The following is a 20,257-nucleotide window of genomic DNA, read 5'->3' on the forward strand; positions in this document are numbered from 1 at the left end:
CAGATGTGGGGCTTCTTTTTGATTTAGCTAAGAAAGCAGCTAAACAGACGAGAATATTACTATCAGTGATTTCCCCAGTCCCTTCCATTCCCCATTCCCCATTCCTAATTGCATCGGTTGATCCGAAAAAGTAGTACAGTGAAAATTGCATCTAGTAGCGTTAGGAACTTGACTAAATCACCTGTGCGAAAAATCGTTATTGCCGGTAACTGGAAAATGTTCAAAACCCAGGCAGAATCTCTAGAGTTTTTAAAAGGGTTTCTGCCTGCATTACAGGAAACCCCTGAAGAACGGGAAGTCCTGCTGTGCGTTCCTTTCACTGATCTGAGCGTTTTGTCCCAGAATTTACACGGTAGCCGTGTACAACTAGGAGCGCAAAATGTCCATTGGGAGGAAAGTGGCGCGTACACTGGTGAAATTTCCGGCCCCATGTTAGTAGAAATTGGTGTACGTTATGTAATTGTCGGTCATAGCGAACGACGGCAATACTTCGGCGAAACCGACGAAACAGTGAATCTACGCCTGAAAGCTGCCCAAAAGTGTGGTTTAACTCCGATTTTGTGTGTAGGTGAAACTAAACAGCAAAGAGACGCTGGGGAAACTGAATCACTAATTACTAGCCAACTACATCACGGCTTGGTAGGCGTTGATCAAGATAATTTGGTGATTGCTTATGAACCAATTTGGGCAATTGGGACTGGTGACACTTGTGAAGCGACGGAAGCCAATCGAGTTATAGGCTTGATTCGCAGTCAGTTAAAAAATGTTGATGTGCCAATTCAGTATGGTGGTTCAGTAAAGCCAAATAACATTGATGAGATTATGGCGCAACCAGAAATTGATGGTGCGCTTGTGGGTGGAGCAAGTCTAGAACCTGCTAGTTTTGCTCGCATTGTCAATTATCAGTAAAGAGTCATCAGTCCTTAGCTTGAGTTTTGAGAAGGAATGACTGTTGACTATTACCTTTTGTACAGACGCGATCAATCGCGTCTCTACTATTGTTTAACTATATGGGTAGTAAACTAATTATACGCGATCGCTGTTTCGAGTGGGGACAGTGTACTTATATCATGGGTGTGTTGAATGTCACGCCTGACAGTTTTAGTGATGGTGGTGAATTTAATAGTCTGTCTGCGGCTCTCTCCCAGGCGCAAGCTTTGGTAGCGGCTGGTGCTGATATCATCGATGTCGGTGGTCAATCAACTAGACCAGGAGCAGAACAAATCAGCTTAGAGACAGAATTAAATCGGGTAGTGCCAATCATCCAGGCATTACGACCGGAAATTTCTGTACCCATATCCGTAGATACCACTAGGGCTACTGTTGCAAAAGCATCTATAGAAGCAGGTGCAGATATAATTAATGATATTTCTGGTGGGACATTTGACCCGGAAATGTTGCCGACAGTGGCGAGTTTAGATGTACCAATTGTGTTGATGCACATCCGAGGTACACCCCAGACAATGCAACAAATGACTGACTATGAGGATGTAGTTGGAGAAATTGCCAGTTTTTTAAGGCAACAGATAGCAATAGCCACGAATTTGGGTATAAATGCCGAAAAAATCATCATTGACCCTGGTATTGGTTTTGCTAAGAACTATGAGCAGAATTTAGAAATACTGCGCCGCTTGCGTTCCTTGCGATCGCTCAATTGTCCTATCTTAGTAGGAGTATCCCGCAAAAGTTTCATCGGTCGCATTTTAAATCAACCAGAGCCAAAAGCCAGAGTCTGGGGAACGGCGGCGGCGTGTTGTGCGGCGATTGTGAATGGAGCGGATATCCTCCGAGTTCACGACGTTAAAGAAATGTCTGATGTATCTCTAGTTACAGATGCACTATTTCGCGCCTCCCAATAGGTGATTTTGTCTACCAACCACTCCCTACTCCCTATTTCAACTATGCTCAGGATTTCTACTATTACCTTCAGTATTAGCTGATTCAGCAATCATTTCTTTCATCAATTCACCTGTTTTGCCAGGATCAACAAATACAACTTTGGCATTTGTGCTTTCTCCCAACTTATAGCTAGCATTGATATAATCTTGAGCTACCAAATAACGCAAAATTTCCTTACTTTCGGGATTACTCCGTAAACCTTCCGCAATTATCTGCATTGAAGTCATAGTACCTTCTGCCTTCTTAATAGCAGCTTGTCTTTCGGCTTCAGCTTCCGTAATCAAAGCCCGTTTTTTAATTTCCGCCGCTCGCTCTTCCTCCATTGACTTGCGTACACTCTCCGGTGGTGTAATTCTTTGAATATCCAACCGAGTAATATCAACACCCCAATCTGCTGTGATATGATTCAACTGGTCTAAAATTGCTTTGTCCATCTCGGCTCTAGAAACATTGGTTTCTTCTACCGTATTTTGGGCGATAACTTCCCGGAGTGTGGTTGTAGCCAGTTGATTCAACGAACCTTGCAAGTCTTCAATAGCATAAAAGCTTTTCTCAATATCTTTAATCCGCCAAAACAGCACCGCATCGACTTCTAGGTAAATGTTATCTTTAGTGATTACATTCTGCGGCTTGATGTCTATGTACTGTTCGCGTGTGGTGTCTTCCATCACCACCTGATCAACCAAAGGCACTATAAAGTTTAAGCCTGGCTTGAGTGTGCGGTGTCTTCTTCCCAAACGTTCAACTAGGGCTGCATTTCCTTCATTGATAATTTTTGTAGATGCGAAACCATAACCCATGAGTGCTAAAACTATAGCAATAATTGGCTCCATATATACTCCTAATTAGCTGTTAAGGAGATTTTAGTTGATCGGACATCCTACTACCATTTTTTAGTTGAAATTTCATGTTTTCAGGATAGCTATGGCATAGTAGAGCCTTAATTATTCGCCCTGTCAACCAGTAAAAACCACTATTCAATAAAAATTGGGGACTACAAGCATTAACTTGTATCCCCAATCACACAGTACATATAAAGTTAAAATCCGAACAATCTCAAAAGATTAACGATAATACCTAGAGGCCCAGCTACAATGTTGAGACTATCACCAGTTCTGGCAAGAGTAGAACGGTTAACTATGATCACATCATTATTGCGGAGAATAGGATTAGTTTGCTCGTTAATTCCTTGGCTCAAGTTAACTTTTACTTCCCGCTTAGTAACTGAACCGTTAGGGTTCAAACGCACCAATTCTACAGTTCCGGTACGCGCTCTAGCATCATTAAATCCACCAGCAGCGAGTAGGGCTTGGTTTAAAGAACTATTGGGTTGTAGTTCTACCGCACCAGGTCGTTTAACTTCACCCACTACACCAACTTGAATACTGGCAGGTGATAGAGTGGTAGTAGCTAATTGAGTAGCTTCTGCTGGGCTAATCTCTGTAGCTGTGGGGATAATAATCGTATCTCCATCTTGCACAATCACATCTTGATTGACATCACCACTTTGTAAAAGTTCCCAAAGATTGATATCGATAGTTTGTTCTGAACCTGTTCTTGTGGGTCGGCGTAGTTTAATATTCCGAATATCTGCTTGGGATGTGATCCCACCAGCTAATTGTAAGGCTCGTGACACATTGGGTAAACCACCACCTCCAGCCTCTGTGCCACCTGCTGCGGCGACAACATACGCGCCTGGGCGATTAACTTCACCAATTACGGCTACTGTGCGGGGTGCAGTTGGGCTAGCAGCAAAGTTAGCCGCAAATAAATTACGTGCTTCTGCAACGTTAAAGGTGGTTGCAGTTGGTACAACAACTACATCTCCATCCCGTAAGGTAATATCTTGGGCTGTATTACCTGTTTGAATTAAGTCCTTGAGATTGAGAGTAACAATTTGCTCACCACCTGCTGTTTTGCGCTTGAGCTGTACTTGGGTGACATCTGCCGCCAAGGTAACACCTTGAGCTATGGTCAGTGCAGCTAATACAGTGGGATATTGTACCCCTGGATTATTACCTGCGCCTCCTTGCAGGCTCAAAGTATAAGCTCCTGGGCGTGTTACCTCTCCAGCAACTAAGATATTAATCGGACGTGGGGATAAAAGATTGATCGAAATTTGGGGACGTTTGAGAAATCGGCGGTATTTTTCCGTAATGATATCAGCTGCCTGTTCTGTTGTTAAACCCTGAACATTAACACTGCCAATTAAAGGGAGGTTAATCGCTCCGCCTGGAGGAATTTGGTATTCACCTGTATATTCTGGTACTTCAAATACATTTACACGGATAAGATCGCCGCCTCCCAATAAGTAATTCGTATCTGGTTGTTGTGTTTGTCGAGATACTGGTTGACTACTCGGAGGTATTGTTTGTGTATTTGGGAAGACTTGCGCTTGACTGGGAGTTACAGTTTGTGAATTGGGAAATGTTGCTGGTTGATTTGGCGAAGTTGGTCGTCCCTGAGCTATGCTGGCAGATGGCACAATGAGATGAACAGCCGTTAATAAAGCCGCACCCACAGCTGGCTGGGTTGGAAATTTCAGCGAACCTGTGTTAAGCATATTTACCTTAAACTCTGAGACTATGATCGGTAAAGTATTGTCTAAACCTTTTAATCTTGACTATACTTAAGTATTTAAGTTGCCCGACCATCTAATTTTCCTTGAAAACCAATCTTTTTCGGAAGAATATTTTTTGTGGTTTTTAAATTTTTAGTAAATTTAGCTTAAAGTTTTACAGGATTAACTATAAAATAACTATTCACCTCACTGGAAAATTAAATATTTTGCTATGGGTTTTGTATTCTGAAAAAAAGTAGCAAAAAAAACTAATCTCTGCCTAATCGCTAGGTGATGACGCATGATTATTAATTAATGGTAATTGTGTAAATCCATACAAAATTCTCAAGTTAATATTTGGATTTTATACATACCGAAACTTAGTGAAGTTGTTTTTGTAGCTGTTGAATGAAAAATTCTTCTAGGGATGGACGAGATAACTGCATAGAAATAATTTTCCCGCCCATCAAGCGGAGACTGGAGAGAAAATCGTAGTAATCTTCTGGCAGTATACCGTGCCAAGATCCATCAGGCTCAAATACTAGATTAGATAGCCATTTGTTGAGAATAGCAGCATCACCACCTTCACCTTTAACGTGATATGTTTGATTGCCACCCAATAGTTCGTCAAGAGAACCCATACAAATTAATTCACCGTGAGCCAGAATGGCAATGCGATCGCAAATCTGTTCTACTTCACTGAGTATGTGACTGTTAAAAAAAATTGTTTTTCCCGCCGCTTTCAAAGATAAGATAATTTCCCGCATCCGGTAGCGTCCTAAAGGATCTAATCCAGACATCGGCTCATCCAAAAATATCAATTCTGGATCATTAATTAATGCTTGTGCCATTCCCACACGTTGTAACATTCCTTTGGAGTAGCGGCGCATTTGTTTTTTTTGGGCATCCCGTACCGATAAACCCACTAAATCCAGTAGTTCAGGAATGCGTTGACGTTGCACACTGGCAGGAATTTGGAATAACCCAGCAGCTAATTGTAAAAATTCCCAACCAGTAAGATACTCATACAAGTAAGGGTTTTCACTTAAGTAGCCAATGCGTTGCTTAACGGTGCGATCGCCTAAAGGTTTACCTAACAATAAGCCTCTGCCAGTCGTAGGGCGGATAATCCCTAGCAACAGTTTTAACAGAGTTGTTTTACCAGCACCATTAGGCCCCAGTAACCCAAAAGTTTCACCCTGATAAACCGTTAAAGAACAGCCCTTAAGGGAGACAACTTTTTGATTCATCCAAAAGCCAGTACGATAGACTTTTCGCAACTCGGAAGTAATGACTACTGCGGGTGTGTCTGGAGGAGTCTGGTGAGAATCAGGGTTGTCTGCTAAAGACTTCATCTCGGTTCAAGTAACAGATACTAATGGATAGAGTGACAGTTTAACTCAGTATTGGTTATAAGTTACCCCATAGGATAACTGCGATCGCCACCAATTTGTTAATTGTTGCAAAACTGGGGACTGGGGACAAATCAATTCAAAATTCAAAATTCAAAATTCAAAATTCAAAATTCAAGAATTCTGGGGAAAAAATCTCCTCTGCTTCCTCATCCCCCTCATCCCCCTCATCCCCCTCATCCCCCTCATCTCCCCCTACACCCCTACACCCCCACACACCTACACCCCTACACCCCTACCTCACAGCACTCCCTTAGAACTGGGAATAGTGCCAGCACGACGGGAATCTACTTCTACAGCCATGCGTACAGCCCTAGCGAATGCTTTAAACGTCGCCTCAATAATGTGATGGGAATTAATCCCGTCTAATTGGCGAATGTGCAGCGTCATTTGGCTATGGTTCACCAACGCCACAAAAAACTCCCGCACCAATTGGGTGTCATAAGTTCCTACACGCTGGGTAGGAATTTCTAAACCATAGCTGAGGTGAGGACGACCAGAAAAGTCTAATGCTACTTGTACTAAAGCTTCATCTAAAGGTGCTAAAAAATTGCCAAAACGGACAATCCCTTTTCTATCACCTAATGCTTTATGTAAAGCTTGCCCAAGGGTAATACCCACATCTTCATTTGTGTGGTGATCATCAATTTCCCAGTCGCCTGTAGCTTTGACATCCAAATCAATTAAGCCGTGGGAAGCAATTTGATGCAACATGTGATCCAAAAACGGAATACCCGTGGCTGCTTTACAGATGCCACTGCCATCTAGGTTGATAGTAACTTGCACATCAGTTTCACCAGTGGAGCGATGCACCGAGGCAATACGAGGGGCTGAAGATAAATTAATTTGGGGATAATCGCTGATTTGCATAATACTGGGGATTGGGGATTGGGGATTGGGGATTGGGGATTGGGGATTGGGTAAGAAGCTAGGGGCAGAATTTATTCAATTTTGAATTTTGAATACTTCGACAAGCTCAGTACAAGTTTTGAATTTTGAATTTATTTGCCCCATGCCCAAATTTTATTACATACCCGTAATTTCATATCCTGCATCCACGTACAGGACTTGTCCGGTGATGCCACTAGCTAAATCACTGGCTAAAAAAGCCGCAGTGTTACCTACTTCAATTTGGGTGACGGTACGACGCAAGGGGGCGACTTGTTCGACGTGATGAATCATATCTAAAATGCCACCAACGGCACTCGATGCCAAGGTGCGGATAGGCCCGGCAGAAATGGCATTGACGCGAATATTTTGGGAACCGAGTTCAGATGCTAGATAACGTACACTAGCTTCTAAACCTGCCTTAGCAACTCCCATGACGTTGTAGTTAGGAATTGCCCTGACAGCACCCAAATAGGACAGGGTGATGATACTTCCGCCCTCTGTCATTAAAGGTTTAGCTGCACCACTTAACTGTACAAGTGAATAAGTGCTGACATCTAAGGCTGTGGCAAAACCAGAGCGAGATGTTTGGCTAAAATCTCCACTTAAATCATCTTTGTTAGCAAAGGCCAGACAGTGAATCAAAATGTCTATTCTGCCCCACTTCTGGCGGATTGTCTCAAAAGTAGATTGAATCTGTTCGTCGTTTTGGACATTACAGGGTAGGAACAAACTGGGGTTGAGAGGTGCTACCAGTTCGGCTACTTTCTTCTCCATTTTGCCACGTTCATCTGGTAGGTAAGTAATGCCTAGATTGGCTCCGGCGGCGTGTAGTTGTTGAGCAATGCCCCAGGCGATAGAGCGATTATTGGCAATCCCTGTCACCAGAGCGTTTTTTCCTTTGAGATCCAGCATAGATATTTTTGATCTGATTCATGTGATGATTGATTAGTACAGCTTGACAGAAATCACTAGCCAGTCAAAGAGGTGAATTAGCTATGTTGGAAGATTTCTTCCCTTCTGCCTAGCCTGACGGCTTGCCGTCGGCTACTGCCTTCATGTATTAGGAGCATACTAGAATCTGAGGTACGTTTGTCTTTGTTTTATCCATGATTATCAAAAAAGAGTATTAGTAAGGGTGTTTGTTGGATTTAAAATAAATATTATTCCTTAAGATATTTTCAAGATTACTTAAGTTTTTTTCTAAAAAACCTGATGGTTACAGCAAGCAGAAGTATCTATCAAGAACTGCTAGCTAAAAATAGCAAAAATTAGGTATCATTATGAACAAATAACTCTGAAGTTAGCGGTTTGAGTATAGGAAAGTACAGTAAGGTTAACGGTGTCTGATTGAGTTTTCAGGTGTATTCTTAGGTAATTAGTTTTTAGTTTTTTGTTGTTCTGGCATTGGGTAGGGGAAGGGAGATGATCGTGACACAAGATAAGGCCCTAGCAAATGTTTTTCGTCAGATGGCAACTGGAGCTTTTCCGCCAGTTGTCGAAACGTTTGAACGCAATAAAACGATCTTTTTTCCGGGCGATCCTGCCGAGCGAGTTTATTTTCTTTTGAAAGGTGCTGTAAAACTGTCCAGGGTGTACGAGGCAGGAGAAGAAATTACAGTGGCACTACTGCGGGAAAATAGCGTATTTGGAGTGCTGTCTCTGCTGACGGGAAATAAGTCGGATCGGTTTTACCATGCGGTGGCATTTACACCTGTAGAATTGCTGTCAGCACCAATTGAGCAAGTGGAGCAAGCACTCAAGGAAAATCCAGAATTATCCATGTTGATGCTGCGAGGTCTGTCTTCGCGGATTTTGCAAACAGAGATGATGATTGAAACTTTAGCTCACCGAGATATGGGTTCAAGATTGGTGAGTTTTCTGTTAATTCTCTGTCGTGATTTTGGAATTCCTTGTGCAGATGGGATAACGATTGATTTGAAGTTATCCCATCAAGCGATCGCGGAAGCAATTGGTTCGACTCGCGTAACCGTCACCAGATTACTAGGGGATCTGCGTGAGAAAAAGATGATTTCAATCCACAAAAAGAAGATTACTGTGCATAAACCTGTGGCCCTGAGCAGACAGTTCACATAAAAATCAAGTGGAAACAGAGGAGGTGGCGCGTGTTATATTTCAGTTAACACCATAGTTTGGAAGTCAATCAAAAATCTTGAGTAATTTCAGCTATTGCCCACCTCCTATCCTCCACATACCTCGACTGAAAGTAGTAGGCTGTATCTGGAAACCTTTCGGTAGCTGAAGATGACCACCGGGTACATCCTAATAGCAGCAATTTTAATTTTGGGAGGAGTAATTGCCACGGTTGGCGATCGCATCGGCACCAAAGTCGGCAAAGCACGCCTGTCTCTCTTTAAGCTGCGTCCCAAAAATACGGCGGTACTAATCACTATCCTCACAGGTGTGTTAACTGCGGCGACAACTCTAGCAATTCTGTTTCTGGCTGACGAAGGACTCAGAAAGGGAGTTTTTGAATTAGAAGATATTCAAAAAGACCTTAGACAAAAACGAGAACAACTCAAAGTTGCTGAAGAACAAAAAAGTCAGGTAGAAACTGAGTTAAAGAAAGCTAATCAGCAGCTACAAACCACCATAACTGAGAAAAGACAGGCAGAAACTCAGCGAGAACAAGCTAAAAAAGAAAAAGTCATAGTGCAGCGAGATTTAGCGCAAACTCAAGCTAAACTCCAACGGACTCAAAACCAGTATCAACGGGCAATAACTGAACTCGGCAAAGTTTACAATCAAATCAAATCTCTACAAACAGCGATAGCACAACTGAGGGCAGAACGGGAACGACTGTATGCAGAAGCGAAAAGAGCCATAGAACAGCGCGATCGCGAATTAGCCAATCGTCAAGCCGCTATCGAACAACGCGATCGCGAACTATCTAACCGCCAAGCTGCCATCGAACAACGCGATCGTAAAATTTCTCAACTCGACAAACTCATTCAAAACCGCAACTTAGAAATTACCGCACGAGAACAGGTAATAGCCAAACGCGAAGCCCGTCTTAAAGAATTAGAAAGACAACAGGATTATTTAGAGCAGGAAGTCGCAAGACTAGAAAAATATTACCAATCATACCGTGACCTACGTTTAGGTAAACTGGCTTTAGTACGTGGTCAAGTGATAGCTTCTGGTGTAGTGCGGGTAAATCAAGCTAATGAGGCTCGACAAGTGATCATGCAACTGCTGCAACAAGCCAACCGCAATGCTAGCATCGAATTAGCTGAACCTGGAACCAATTCAGCCACAACAGAACTACTACGTGTGACTCCAGACAGGATTGAGCAACTAATTCAACTAATTGATGATGGTAAAGAATATGTAGTCAGAATTTTCTCGGCTGGGAATTATGTGCGGGGAGAAAAGCAAATAGAATTTTTTGCTGATACAGCCAGAAATGTTTTAGTATTCTCCGCAGGTGAGGTCTTAGCAACTACTAATGCTGATCCGAAAACAATGACCTCATATCAAATCAGACAACGATTAGATTTACTCATTTCTGCTTCCCAATTCCGCGCTCGCAATGCAGGTATTGTGGAAAGTGTACAAATAGATGGTACATTTATTCGCTTTGTTTCCCTATTAAGTCAGTTTGAACAACCATTAGAAATTAAAGCCGTAGCCGCAGAAGATACTTACACAGTCGGGCCTTTGAGAGTGAAACTGATAGTAGTTCAAAATGGCAAAGTTGTTTTAAGTACCTAATTTATTTTTAAATTTTAATTTTTTAATTAATCATGACTTTTAGTGAATTTTCCCCGACACAACCAGTGATTTTAGGCTTTGACCCTGGTAAAGATAAGTGTGGGTTAGCAATCATGGGATTAGATCGACAATTGCATTATCATCAAGTCGTTCCTTCTCAAGAGGCTGTTACCACAATAGGTGTATTATGTCAACAGTTTCCTGTTTCCTTAATGGTGATGGGAAACCAAACCACAGCCAAACGCTGGAAACAGCAATTAAATCAAGAATTGGTAGAACCATTAAATATTGTTTTAGTAGATGAGCGTTATAGTACCTTAGAAGCCCGCGATCGCTATTGGCAGATGTACCCCCCCAAAGGACTAATAAAACTACTACCGCAGGGGATGCGCCAGCCTCCACGCCCCATAGATGACATTGTGGCCATTTTACTGATCGAAAGATACTTAAATCGCCTCACCGAGCCAATCAACAGTTAACAGGGAACGGGGAACAGGGAACGGGGAACAGGGAACAGGGAACAGGGAACGGGGAACAGGGAACAGGGAACAGGGAACTCGTCTGTGTAGACACGCTATGCACGGTTTCCCGGAGGTTAGCCTGACTATCACGCTGACGCTACGCACCACACAGGCTAGAAAACCTTGGTTTTACATTAGTCCGCACAGGCAAAGCGTCAAAGCTAATACCAATTTTAAAAAAGAATGCCACAGATACACACGCCCAAACCATTGTGATATCTATCTTTCTTCATTTTGAATTTTGTAGGCGTAAGCCTTCCCTACGGGACGCTAGGCGATGCCATAGGCTATGCAAGAATTTTGAATTGGTATAACTGCTACCTATGCCAATGATCATCCATCTAACAGGGGACAAAAACAGGTGACAATGGGAAAGAGTTGAACTTTGAACCAGATGGGGAAAAGTTAGTGCTGATGTATCTAAGTGGACTATGAGCGATCGCCCTTTAAAATTATTATTAGTTGATCCAGACACCATCTTCCGTCTAGGGCTACGGGTAGCTTTAGAAGCAATTCCTGATTTGCAAGTGGTAGCAGAAGCAGCAACAGATACGGAAACTTTGCAGATACTAGCAGAAATTGGACAAAAAGACCCGCATCAAGTGAACTTGGTAGTTCTGGAATTAGGTGACAGTCGCTCGCCAGACAGTCAACAACAAGGTTTGCAACTGTGTCAACAACTCAAAGCTTTATATCCCACCCTACCCATTTTGTTACTCAGTTCTGTACAAGCACCAGGAATATTAATGGCTGCTAGGGCTTTTGGTGTCAATGGTTACTGTCCTAAAGGTACACCTATTTCTGAATTAGTCACCGCAATGGCAGCAGTAGCCAAGGGGAATTCCTATTGGTTAAAAGAAAAAGTTAGTACAGAATTAACTCCTCCCCCTCCCCCAATCTCACCACGCTTACCTTTGGCAAAGGTGCGGCAGAATTTACATTTATCAGGAATTGGTTACATTGATACTGCTCTCAAAGCAGTCACAGCACAATTACAAATTCCTGGTTTACCAATTTTAGACCGGGCAGTGCTAGCAGGACAACGGCGAGAACTCTTAACAGCACGTTGGTTGCTGAATCATTTACTCGTTTCACCCTTAGAAAGACAACAAGAACAGCTACAGGAATTCACAGCAACACCCCAACAAACATTACCTGTGATACAGCCACCTAGTGTGATTATCACCTCAGATACACAAACAAGTTTAACCTCGCCGCCGTTACTGAGTCCCAGAACACTGCAATCTAATTTATTTGCTGCTTGTATTAATAAACTGCAATTCTCTTTAAAAAACGTCTCAGATAGTCCTTTAGAAATTGATATCTTGCGCGAAGAGAAAAAACGAGAATTACTTTACCTAATTTTGCAGAGATTAGCTCAACAGCTAGATGAACTGCGTGATGCCCAAATCACAATTAATCAATTAGCAGAGTTGAGGAATGTAATTTTAAAAGATTTGTGGCAAACCACAGTTAGTGAGTTTTTTGGGAAATTCTCCCAAATGCGTGTAGGCGATCGCCACATAGAAATTGTGAATGTATTATTACAAAATCCTGCAATCATACAAGCGGCAATTCTCAATAAAATTCCGATGACTACGGAATTATGCGCTTATTTATTATTCCAAACAGATTTGCAAGTTGATAATAACTACTATCCGGCAGGTAGTTCAGAAGCCAATTCACAAGCTGAATTACTTTTAGAAAACTTATTGATTCAGGTAGCTAATGGTGTGATACAACCATTACTTAACTATTTAGCCGATGTAGAACAAATCAAGCAAAACTTTTATGACCGTAAATTGATTTCTACGCGAGAGATTGAGAGATTTAGAAATGATTTATCTTGGAAATACCGTTTAAATAGATATGTGAATGAAGCTAGAGAAATCTTTGAAAGCCGTTATCATTTATTTGTATTTGCGCCTCGTGGTATTGCCACAATATCGATTTATGCGCCTCGGAGAGAGGAATTAGCACAGTTGTCTGGTATTCCTTTAGTAGTGACATTGGTACTAGAATTTAGAGATGCGATCGCGCCTAGATTACAATCATTATTAGCTTTTTTCGGTAGTGGTATTGTCTTTGTCCTCACACAAATAGTAGGGCGTGGTTTAGGTTTAATAGGTCGTGGGATCATCCAAGGTATTGGTAGTGTATCTTTCTCAGAAAAAAACTTTAAGCGTAACAGTGAGCGTTATAAATAATTTTTAATAAACTACAAGGAGGAATGGAAGCATAACTATGTGGAAAAAATTGCGGGGTGGATTTTTGATAGGGGTTGGTTATATGCTGTCTCCCCTTTCTTGGTGGAATGATTTGTTTTTTAATCTACCAATTGCTTTGCTTTTAGGTTATCTAGTCAGTTTCATAAATCAAGATTGGTTTCTCCCCGGTACGTTAATTGGTTATTGGCTGTCTAATGTCTTAGGTATTTTAATGATGCAGTTTGGTGCAATGGATATGTTTTTAAAAACAGAGAAACGTCACCTGAAGAGAGACGTTTTAATTGGTTTAGGTAGTTCAACACTTTATACTTTAGTAGTTGGAGCTTTAGTTTACTATCATCTGTTAGAAATACCTTCCTTTCTTAATGCTTTTTGAGAACAAATTAAATTGATAACTGATAACATAAAAATTGCAATTGTCACAAAAATTCAGTCAGTTATAAGTAGAACAGCGTCAATAATTAAAGGTTCGTAGTAAGGACTAAAGTCCTTACTACGAACTCGATTTCCATAAATTTACATTACTTAAGATAGTTATATTTATTCCCATCGACTTACTTAACTGACTTACACTATGATATTCGGAATTTATTCCGAGGCAACTGATAGGCGCAAGATATCTTGATCGCTGTGCTAATTTATGCCACTTGAAAAGAATCACCTAGCATTTTTATTTCTGGTAAAGGTTCACCATTTTCTAATGCTGTTTCAATGAGCATTTCTAAAACCTCCTGAGCATTTTTCAACGCTTCTTCATAACTATCGCCATGAGTGCAAGGCTGCATTATATTGGTAAACTCAGGTAAAAAAACCACATAACATTGGTCTTCCTCTGAGCATTGAAGAATTATTGTGTATTTCATTCTTCTGTTTCCTCCCCTGCTTCGATGTTCTTTAATTGTGCCAGTGCTTCAGTTATATTTTGCACCAGTTCCTACCTTAGTATGCTAAATTTTTTATTTTTTAACGCAGAGGGGTGCGGAGGTTTTTTATTTTTAAGAGATGAATATACAAGCTTGCACTGGTTCATAAATTCCAATTGCGGCGAAAATAAAAGAAACCTTCTAGCCAGTCTTGTAAGGCTAGGTTGCTATTTAATTTTTGCTCACTCCATAATTGGGCTGTTTGTGCGATAATTTCTGAAAAGCTAGGATAAATAGCTGATAAATTTCCTAAGTTTTTGATATTAATTTTTTGGGACATTGCCAAAGCAATTAGATTAATTAATTCTCTGGATTCTGCTCCTAAAATAGCTGCTCCTAAAATTTCACCGTTACGTCGGACAATTAATTTACAAATACCTGTAGTTTTATTGGCTAATTGGGCTGCTGCTATTGATTTATAATAATGTTTTAGGACTAAAATATCTTTGCGTCCAAATTGTCGCTGTGCTTGCAGTTGAGTTAAACCAACTTGTGCCATGTTTGGCTCAGAAAATATTCCCCAAGGTATATGTTGATAGTTAACTTTTAATCTGGGTAAAAATAGTGCATTTTTGATGGCAATTCTCGCTTCATAATTAGCCAATTCAGGGAATTCATAACCACCGATTACATCACCACAAGCATAGATTCTGTGGTTAGTAGTTTGCAGTTTTTCATTGACTAGCAACCGATTTGGATACGATTTTACTTTGGCGGCGGCTAAATTTAAAGTTTCTAGATTTGGTTGCTGTCCAGTAGCCACTAAAATTTCATCAACTTCTATGGCTTTATCTCCTGCCTGAATCCATTTTTTACCATCAATTCGCCTGACTTGAGTTACTACTGTTTCTGTGAGGATACGCACCCCATCAGCTTCTAATTGTGCTTGTAGTAATTGGGAAATTTCTGGTTCAATATGAGGTAGCAGGTAAGGATATTTAATGATTAAAATTACTCTGCAACCTAGTCTCACCAAAGTTTGTGCTATTTCAATACTTTGGGGAACACCGCCAATAATTACCCAATCTTGAGGCGGTGTTGATTTTTGCAAAGTTTGCCAAATATTTGATAAAGTTAGATAGTCGGTGGCTTGTAACCCCTCAATTTTTGGAATGGCTGGACGAGAACCACTCGCTAATAAATAAGTGCGTCCCCGCAGTAAGCGTTGATTAACTGCAAATGCCAAACGGCGAGAACTTTGGAATTCACCCCTACCGACAATAACATCGACTCCTTGGGCGGCTAATACAGCCGGAGAAGTCTGTTCTTGGATAGTGGAGGCAACGCCTTGAGCATACAGCATCGCCTGTTGCCATTCTACAGATATTGGGCATTTTTGGGCAGTATCAGCCTGTGTGGTGTGAACACCAAAACCGACTAAATCACCGAAATGTTGGGCTAGGTTGCCAATTTCGCCCATAGCTTGGCGATAAATTAACCCGGTATTCACTCTAGTTTCAACTAATGCTACTTTGGCTCTGTATTGGGTGGCAGCTAAGGCGGCGTAACGTCCAGCTAGACTTCCGCCTACGATTACTATGTCGTAGTCAATGGTCATTAGTCATTAGTTATTAGTCATTAGTCATTGGGCATGGGCGTAAGCAGTCTGTAGAGACGTTGCATGCAACGTCTCTACAAGTTATTCTCCTCTCCTCAGTCCCTTCCAGTCCTCAGCACTAAGTTTAACGCTGTTATTAGGCGTTGGTTATCAGAGTTAGTGCGTACAGCTACGCGGAAGAAGCGATCGCCTAGTTCTTTAAAACTCAGGCAATCACGAATTAAAATCTGATGATGTTGGAGTAGTTGTTGTTGTAACTGCAAACTCGATTGTTCTGTTTCTACGAGTAAAAAGTTAGCCGCAGCTTGTTGGAGTGTTAATCCTGGGGTGCTGGCTAAACCTTGAAACAGTTGCTGGCGTGCAGGTGCTAGCCATTGCCAAGTTTGTTGTTGAAATTCTTCATCCTGGAGGACAGCTACAGCCGCCGCCGCCGCCAGGGTGTTGACAGGCCAAGGATCACGCCATAACTGCCATTTACGGAGGCGGTCAGGGTGAGCGATCGCATATCCTAGTCTCAGACCGGGAAGACTGTAAAATTTTGTCAGCGATCGCAACACTACCAGATTTTCATACTCCTGCACCAGCCCAATCAGGCTTTGTTCCTCATCGGGAGGTACAAAATCCATAAAAGCTTCATCCACCACCACCAAAGCAAACTGCTGCAAATAAGGCAAAACTTCCTCACGGGTAAACAGTTTACCTGTTGGGTTGTGGGGATTATTTAGCAACAAGGCGCAGTTAGTAAACAGTGCTGAGTTCTGAGTGTTGAGTAATTGCTGTAACTCAGCACCCAAAACTCGGTTCTCAGCACTCAGAAGGTTACACTCCAGAACTTGAGCGTTATACGCCGCTAGGGTGCGGTAGTAGTCGCCAAACGCTGGAGTGATTAACACGGTTGCGGCTAGTTCAGCTAATTCCTTACCTGCCAAAGTCAGTAATTCGGCTGAACCGTTGCCCGGTAGAATCCACTCAGGCGGCACTTGGTGGAAGTTCCCCAGAGCTAATCTCAGATCACTGTAATCTGGGTTGGGATAGTGCCTGAGATTTCCCATTTGCGATTGAATAGCAGCGATCGCACTGTTGGGCGGCCCCAACGGGCTGATGCTCGCAGAAAAATCCACAATAGCATCAGGAAGGCAGCCAGCTATTGCTGCTGCCCAAGCTAAATTTCCCCCATGAGCCGGTTGCCGCATTACATCCAGATTCCTAACAACAGAGTCTATGCTTTTGGGGGCGCAACTCTTTCTCTAAAGAGCTTACCAGCCGAGAAAGCAGGAACTTTGGTGGCGGGGATTTCCATCTTTTCGTTAGTTTTGGGGTTACGACCTTCACGAGCCTTACGTTCCCGTGATTCAAAGGAGCCAAATCCTACCAGCGTCACTTTATCGCCAGAGGAAACAGCTTCAATAATCGTTTCCAAAGCAGCAGTTAAAACCGCATCTGCTTGTTTTTTAGTCACGCTAGCCTTTTCAGCTACTGCATCAACCAATTCACCCTTGTTCATTTGGAACTCCTTGAGGTTTACTTGAGATTTCTTCTAGATGCACCATGTCGCATCTTCACTGAAACCTCTGTTTTGAGCAATACAAAAGTCGTCTTTGGGGAGTATTTCTACTCAAAATCGCTGTAAATCCCATCTACTCGACTTTTCAATGAATCATTCTAAGGTGAACTAGCCAGAAGTGGATAGATGAAACCGTTAATTTATATGGATTTCAGCATTTTTTTTATTTTTGGGGTCATTGTTGCACTCAAAACCACCCCAAAATTAGGAATAAATACTTATTGTCAGCATAGGGCAGGGGTGCAGGGGAGGCAAGAGAGCAAAGGGGAAAATCTCATGCCCAATAACTGTTGACTTTTGACTTGATTTGTGTATTAGTAGTGTCAATCCAGTAGGGTGCGTCAGTACGAGTAACCCTAGCCATACTAAGAAAATATTCATTCTGACGCACCCTACTAACTGAGGAGTGTCAATCTTCGATGCGATAACCTAACTCTGACAATCTGAAGCGAGAGTGTCGCCATTTGGGTTGGACTTTGACGAATAATTCGAGATAGACTTTACCAGAAATGAGTTTTTGAATTTGCTCCCTTGCTGCACTACCAATTGCTTTGAGCATTGAGCCACCTTTTCCAATTAAAATTCCTTTTTGAGAATCGCGCTCAACGTGAATAGTTGCTAGTACACGGGTGATGCTGGGTGTTTCTTCAACTTGATCAATGGCGATCGCTACAGAATGGGGAACTTCTTCACGGGTTAACAACAAAATCTGTTCGCGGATCAATTCCCCCATAATAAACCGTTCTGGCTGGTCTGTTACCAAGTCGGGCGGATAGTAGAAAGGCCCATAATCTAAATTTTCAACTAATAATGTTTGCAGTTGGGGTAATCCTGTTCCTGTCTTGGCGGAAAATTTGACTATTGGCCATTGATAAGTATTTGCTAACTCTTGATAACTCTCATCAATACTTTGATAATCTGTGGGTTGTTGATCAACTTTATTCACACCTAAAATTACTGGTGTCTGGCTGCGAGTCACTAACTCCGCAATAAAGCGATCGCCTGCACCACAAGCTACTGTTCCTTCTACCACAAACAGCACTACATCCACCGAATCAATCGCTATTTTGGCGTTTTCCACCAAAATCTCACCTAATTGATGATGGGGTTTGTGTATTCCTGGTGTATCTACAAAAATGAATTGAGCCTCTGATGTGGTGACAATTCCTCTTAAACGATTGCGCGTAGTTTGTGCTACTGGTGATGTAATCGCTATTTTTTGCCCCACTAATTGATTCATCAAGGTAGATTTACCGACATTGGGACGGCCTATAATGCCAATAAAACCAGATTTGAACTCAGGAGGTGCTTGGGGAATCGCTACATCTCCTGAAAAAGATAAAATGTCATTGTCAATGCTAGCCACTGTGAGTTCTACCGTTATAATTTATAGCTGAGATAAGTTTTTACTAAGTCACGCCACAAAATATCAATTCTTCCTGAGATTTGCGCGGAACCATCTTTGTTTAAGTTTAATCTACGACTAAATATATTTTGCTTTCCTCTCAAAAAAAATGAGATAGAAATACACCACTATCTCAAATCTTCTACCTTTGTGAGTATTGCTGTTTCAATCCTATGATGTTCTTTTAACTCCATTTAAGTGGATTGGTTCATAAAACTTGAGCAGCCAGTTCATATTTCATGAAGAATTCCTAAAACAAACTCACCTTGATTCACCGCTTGATTTGTGGCAACGTCAAATACTAATCCATCTTCACCCGCACAGATATCAATGACTGTAGGTAGTTGACTTTCTTTATTAAAACTGAGAATTTGATAGAGTCTTTCGCCGGCTTTTACTTTTGTACCTAATTCTACTCTAGATTGAATCATCCCCCCAGCGATCGCATAGTATTTTTTCCGCTTGCTACTCTGAGCAAAGTACATCTGATCAGATTTATTGGCAGCTAAATTTAAGTTAGTATTTGCCAATACACCCTTCTGTAATAAATAATTCTTCACACCTGCCACACCTTTATTTACAGAATCAGGATTCATTTGCATTCCTGCACCTAATTCTAATGTCCAAGCTTCTACATCAAATTTTACTGCTCTCCCTAATTGTTGAAAACATTCCTCTAAAGCTAGCCAGGGTTTAATAAAAGCTTCGTCAAAAGCATCTCCATCATATTTATCCAGTAAAATACCCAAATCTAATAAAAAATATTTGGCAGTTTCTTCACGTTGTCGGAAATAATAAACATAGTCTAAACCTTGATTATTAGAGCTATGTAAATCAATTAAGTAATCTGCATCAAGACACAGGGATTGGAGTTGATACCGAAAAATCTCAGTGTAAGGTACACTACTAGGAGAATTGATTTCAGCTAAATTTTGCGCGAATTGTTGTTTAATGATAGTTAAGTAATTCTGGCGAATTGTTTCTAAACTCTCATGCAAATGAGATTTAGCAAATTCTAATAAACCATTGGCTGCTTTTTCATAATCCCAAAAAATCCGATTCCAGTCTTTAAATTCATAAGCACAATGTCGCCCTGGCGAAAAATGTTGAGCGCGTTCATTAGTCCCCATCGGGTTACACACGGGAACTAACCAGATTTCTCCTAATAAATCAGTGTCTTCAATTGACGATAAAAACTCAATTAGTTGATGAATAACTGCATTACCAGCAATTTCTGCACCGTGTAAATTCGATTGAATGTAAACCTTTTTACCAGGGTTAACACTGATGAATTTGTATACTTGTAAAAACAGGCGATCGCCTGAAGCCATTTGACGCAGTGGAATAGTAGAAATCACAGGAAGCATAAGAGGCTACTGGGAAAAGTTGAGGGAGCAGAGGCAATAGAGGAAGTAGCATATTAGTAGGGTGCGCCAGATATCAAAAATACGTTTATTGACAGCATTTAAACAGTCTGACGCACCCTACAAGACATTTGTCATGTCACACTTGCGTAAGTCCTCTCCAATATCAAAATTATTCGTTAGTATTGTTTCGGATTTAT

The 20,257-nt window shown here is 41.4% G+C and carries 18 protein-coding genes; 7 read left to right on the forward strand and 11 right to left on the reverse strand.

All coding sequences use genetic code 11. The annotated features are described in order from the left end of the window. Positions 1-183: 183 nt before the first annotated feature. Positions 184-909 carry a triose-phosphate isomerase gene (gene tpiA, locus A3775_RS06845; RefSeq protein WP_082803703.1) on the forward strand — a complete coding sequence of 242 codons (726 nt, stop codon included), beginning with the start codon at positions 184-186 and terminating at the stop codon, positions 907-909. 101 nt (positions 910-1,010) lie between these two features. Next, positions 1,011-1,859, forward strand: a complete 849-nt coding sequence (gene folP / locus A3775_RS06850) for a dihydropteroate synthase (RefSeq protein ID WP_082803690.1) — start codon at positions 1,011-1,013, stop codon at positions 1,857-1,859. Positions 1,860-1,895: 36 nt separating this feature from the next. On the opposite strand, the gene A3775_RS06855 is transcribed toward folP, so the two are convergent. The 5 genes from A3775_RS06855 to fabI all read right to left on the reverse strand — a co-directional run bounded on the left by A3775_RS06855 (position 1,896) and on the right by fabI (position 7,674). Beyond that, a complete protein-coding gene (locus tag A3775_RS06855; protein ID WP_066379643.1) occupies positions 1,896-2,732 on the reverse strand; it encodes an SPFH domain-containing protein in 837 nt (278 codons plus the stop codon). A gap of 206 nt (positions 2,733-2,938) precedes the next feature. Next, positions 2,939-4,462: a polysaccharide biosynthesis/export family protein gene (locus tag A3775_RS06860; protein WP_066379641.1), complete on the reverse strand. Its 1,524-nt coding sequence runs from the start codon at positions 4,460-4,462 to the stop codon at positions 2,939-2,941. Between the two features lie 377 nt (positions 4,463-4,839). Further along, positions 4,840-5,814: an ABC transporter ATP-binding protein gene (locus A3775_RS06865; RefSeq protein WP_066379638.1), complete on the reverse strand. Its 975-nt coding sequence runs from the start codon at positions 5,812-5,814 to the stop codon at positions 4,840-4,842. A gap of 297 nt (positions 5,815-6,111) precedes the next feature. Continuing rightward, entirely contained in the window at positions 6,112-6,741 is a 630-nt protein-coding gene (gene hisB / locus A3775_RS06870; RefSeq protein WP_066378196.1) for an imidazoleglycerol-phosphate dehydratase HisB, read from the reverse strand. Positions 6,742-6,897: 156 nt separating this feature from the next. Next, the gene (gene fabI / locus A3775_RS06875; RefSeq protein WP_066378194.1) at positions 6,898-7,674 is read right to left on the reverse strand and encodes an enoyl-ACP reductase FabI; all 777 of its coding nucleotides are present in this window, start codon (positions 7,672-7,674) and stop codon (positions 6,898-6,900) included. A 510-nt stretch (positions 7,675-8,184) separates the two neighbouring features. Here fabI and ntcA point away from each other — a divergent pair. From ntcA to A3775_RS06900, 5 genes are all read left to right on the forward strand, one after another. Further along, the gene (ntcA, locus tag A3775_RS06880) at positions 8,185-8,856 is read left to right on the forward strand and encodes a global nitrogen regulator NtcA (protein ID WP_066378192.1); all 672 of its coding nucleotides are present in this window, start codon (positions 8,185-8,187) and stop codon (positions 8,854-8,856) included. Between the two features lie 168 nt (positions 8,857-9,024). Beyond that, positions 9,025-10,494, forward strand: a complete 1,470-nt coding sequence (locus A3775_RS06885; RefSeq protein ID WP_066378190.1) for a DUF3084 domain-containing protein — start codon at positions 9,025-9,027, stop codon at positions 10,492-10,494. Between the two features lie 32 nt (positions 10,495-10,526). Next, positions 10,527-10,973 (forward strand): pre-16S rRNA-processing nuclease YqgF, encoded by a 447-nt coding sequence (locus tag A3775_RS06890; RefSeq protein ID WP_066424339.1) that lies wholly within the window; start codon positions 10,527-10,529, stop codon positions 10,971-10,973. 473 nt (positions 10,974-11,446) lie between these two features. Continuing rightward, complete coding sequence (locus A3775_RS06895; RefSeq protein ID WP_066424340.1) at positions 11,447-13,222, forward strand: DUF3685 domain-containing protein; 1,776 nt, start codon at positions 11,447-11,449, stop codon at positions 13,220-13,222. Between the two features lie 37 nt (positions 13,223-13,259). Next, complete coding sequence (locus A3775_RS06900; RefSeq protein WP_066378178.1) at positions 13,260-13,619, forward strand: hypothetical protein; 360 nt, start codon at positions 13,260-13,262, stop codon at positions 13,617-13,619. Between the two features lie 262 nt (positions 13,620-13,881). Here the strand turns inward: A3775_RS06900 and A3775_RS06905 are convergent, their stop codons facing one another. From A3775_RS06905 to A3775_RS06930, 6 genes are all read right to left on the reverse strand, one after another. Continuing rightward, a complete protein-coding gene (locus tag A3775_RS06905) occupies positions 13,882-14,106 on the reverse strand; it encodes a type II toxin-antitoxin system HicB family antitoxin (protein WP_066378176.1) in 225 nt (74 codons plus the stop codon). A 163-nt stretch (positions 14,107-14,269) separates the two neighbouring features. Beyond that, positions 14,270-15,724 (reverse strand): NAD(P)/FAD-dependent oxidoreductase, encoded by a 1,455-nt coding sequence (locus A3775_RS06910; RefSeq protein ID WP_066378173.1) that lies wholly within the window; start codon positions 15,722-15,724, stop codon positions 14,270-14,272. Between the two features lie 95 nt (positions 15,725-15,819). Beyond that, positions 15,820-16,917, reverse strand: a complete 1,098-nt coding sequence (gene cobD / locus A3775_RS06915) for a threonine-phosphate decarboxylase CobD (protein WP_066378169.1) — start codon at positions 16,915-16,917, stop codon at positions 15,820-15,822. Positions 16,918-16,943: 26 nt separating this feature from the next. Continuing rightward, a complete protein-coding gene (locus A3775_RS06920) occupies positions 16,944-17,228 on the reverse strand; it encodes an HU family DNA-binding protein (protein WP_066378166.1) in 285 nt (94 codons plus the stop codon). Positions 17,229-17,697: 469 nt separating this feature from the next. After that, positions 17,698-18,654 (reverse strand): GTPase Era, encoded by a 957-nt coding sequence (gene era, locus A3775_RS06925; protein ID WP_066378164.1) that lies wholly within the window; start codon positions 18,652-18,654, stop codon positions 17,698-17,700. Between the two features lie 269 nt (positions 18,655-18,923). Then, on the reverse strand, positions 18,924-20,060 hold the full coding sequence (locus tag A3775_RS06930; RefSeq protein ID WP_066378162.1) for a succinylglutamate desuccinylase/aspartoacylase family protein: 1,137 nt from the start codon (positions 20,058-20,060) through the stop codon (positions 18,924-18,926). Positions 20,061-20,257: the final 197 nt, after the last annotated feature.

This window comes from Anabaena sp. 4-3 (genome assembly GCF_001597745.1).
Lineage (GTDB): Bacteria > Cyanobacteriota > Cyanobacteriia > Cyanobacteriales > Nostocaceae > Trichormus.

What these genes read in the sequence shown, in the direction of transcription:
- folP (WP_082803690.1), top strand. Translation starts at nt 1,011, where the DNA reads ATGGGTAGTAAACTAATTATACGCGATCGCTGTTTCGAGTGGGGACAG.
- A3775_RS06855 (WP_066379643.1), bottom strand. Translation starts at nt 2,732, where the DNA reads ATGGAGCCAATTATTGCTATAGTTTTAGCACTCATGGGTTATGGTTTC.
- A3775_RS06860 (WP_066379641.1), bottom strand. Translation starts at nt 4,462, where the DNA reads ATGCTTAACACAGGTTCGCTGAAATTTCCAACCCAGCCAGCTGTGGGT.
- A3775_RS06865 (WP_066379638.1), bottom strand. Translation starts at nt 5,814, where the DNA reads ATGAAGTCTTTAGCAGACAACCCTGATTCTCACCAGACTCCTCCAGAC.
- hisB (WP_066378196.1), bottom strand. Translation starts at nt 6,741, where the DNA reads ATGCAAATCAGCGATTATCCCCAAATTAATTTATCTTCAGCCCCTCGT.
- fabI (WP_066378194.1), bottom strand. Translation starts at nt 7,674, where the DNA reads ATGCTGGATCTCAAAGGAAAAAACGCTCTGGTGACAGGGATTGCCAAT.
- ntcA (WP_066378192.1), top strand. Translation starts at nt 8,185, where the DNA reads ATGATCGTGACACAAGATAAGGCCCTAGCAAATGTTTTTCGTCAGATG.
- A3775_RS06885 (WP_066378190.1), top strand. Translation starts at nt 9,025, where the DNA reads ATGACCACCGGGTACATCCTAATAGCAGCAATTTTAATTTTGGGAGGA.
- A3775_RS06890 (WP_066424339.1), top strand. Translation starts at nt 10,527, where the DNA reads ATGACTTTTAGTGAATTTTCCCCGACACAACCAGTGATTTTAGGCTTT.
- A3775_RS06895 (WP_066424340.1), top strand. Translation starts at nt 11,447, where the DNA reads ATGAGCGATCGCCCTTTAAAATTATTATTAGTTGATCCAGACACCATC.
- A3775_RS06900 (WP_066378178.1), top strand. Translation starts at nt 13,260, where the DNA reads ATGTGGAAAAAATTGCGGGGTGGATTTTTGATAGGGGTTGGTTATATG.
- A3775_RS06905 (WP_066378176.1), bottom strand. Translation starts at nt 14,106, where the DNA reads ATGAAATACACAATAATTCTTCAATGCTCAGAGGAAGACCAATGTTAT.
- A3775_RS06910 (WP_066378173.1), bottom strand. Translation starts at nt 15,724, where the DNA reads ATGACCATTGACTACGACATAGTAATCGTAGGCGGAAGTCTAGCTGGA.
- cobD (WP_066378169.1), bottom strand. Translation starts at nt 16,917, where the DNA reads ATGCGGCAACCGGCTCATGGGGGAAATTTAGCTTGGGCAGCAGCAATA.
- A3775_RS06920 (WP_066378166.1), bottom strand. Translation starts at nt 17,228, where the DNA reads ATGAACAAGGGTGAATTGGTTGATGCAGTAGCTGAAAAGGCTAGCGTG.
- A3775_RS06930 (WP_066378162.1), bottom strand. Translation starts at nt 20,060, where the DNA reads ATGCTTCCTGTGATTTCTACTATTCCACTGCGTCAAATGGCTTCAGGC.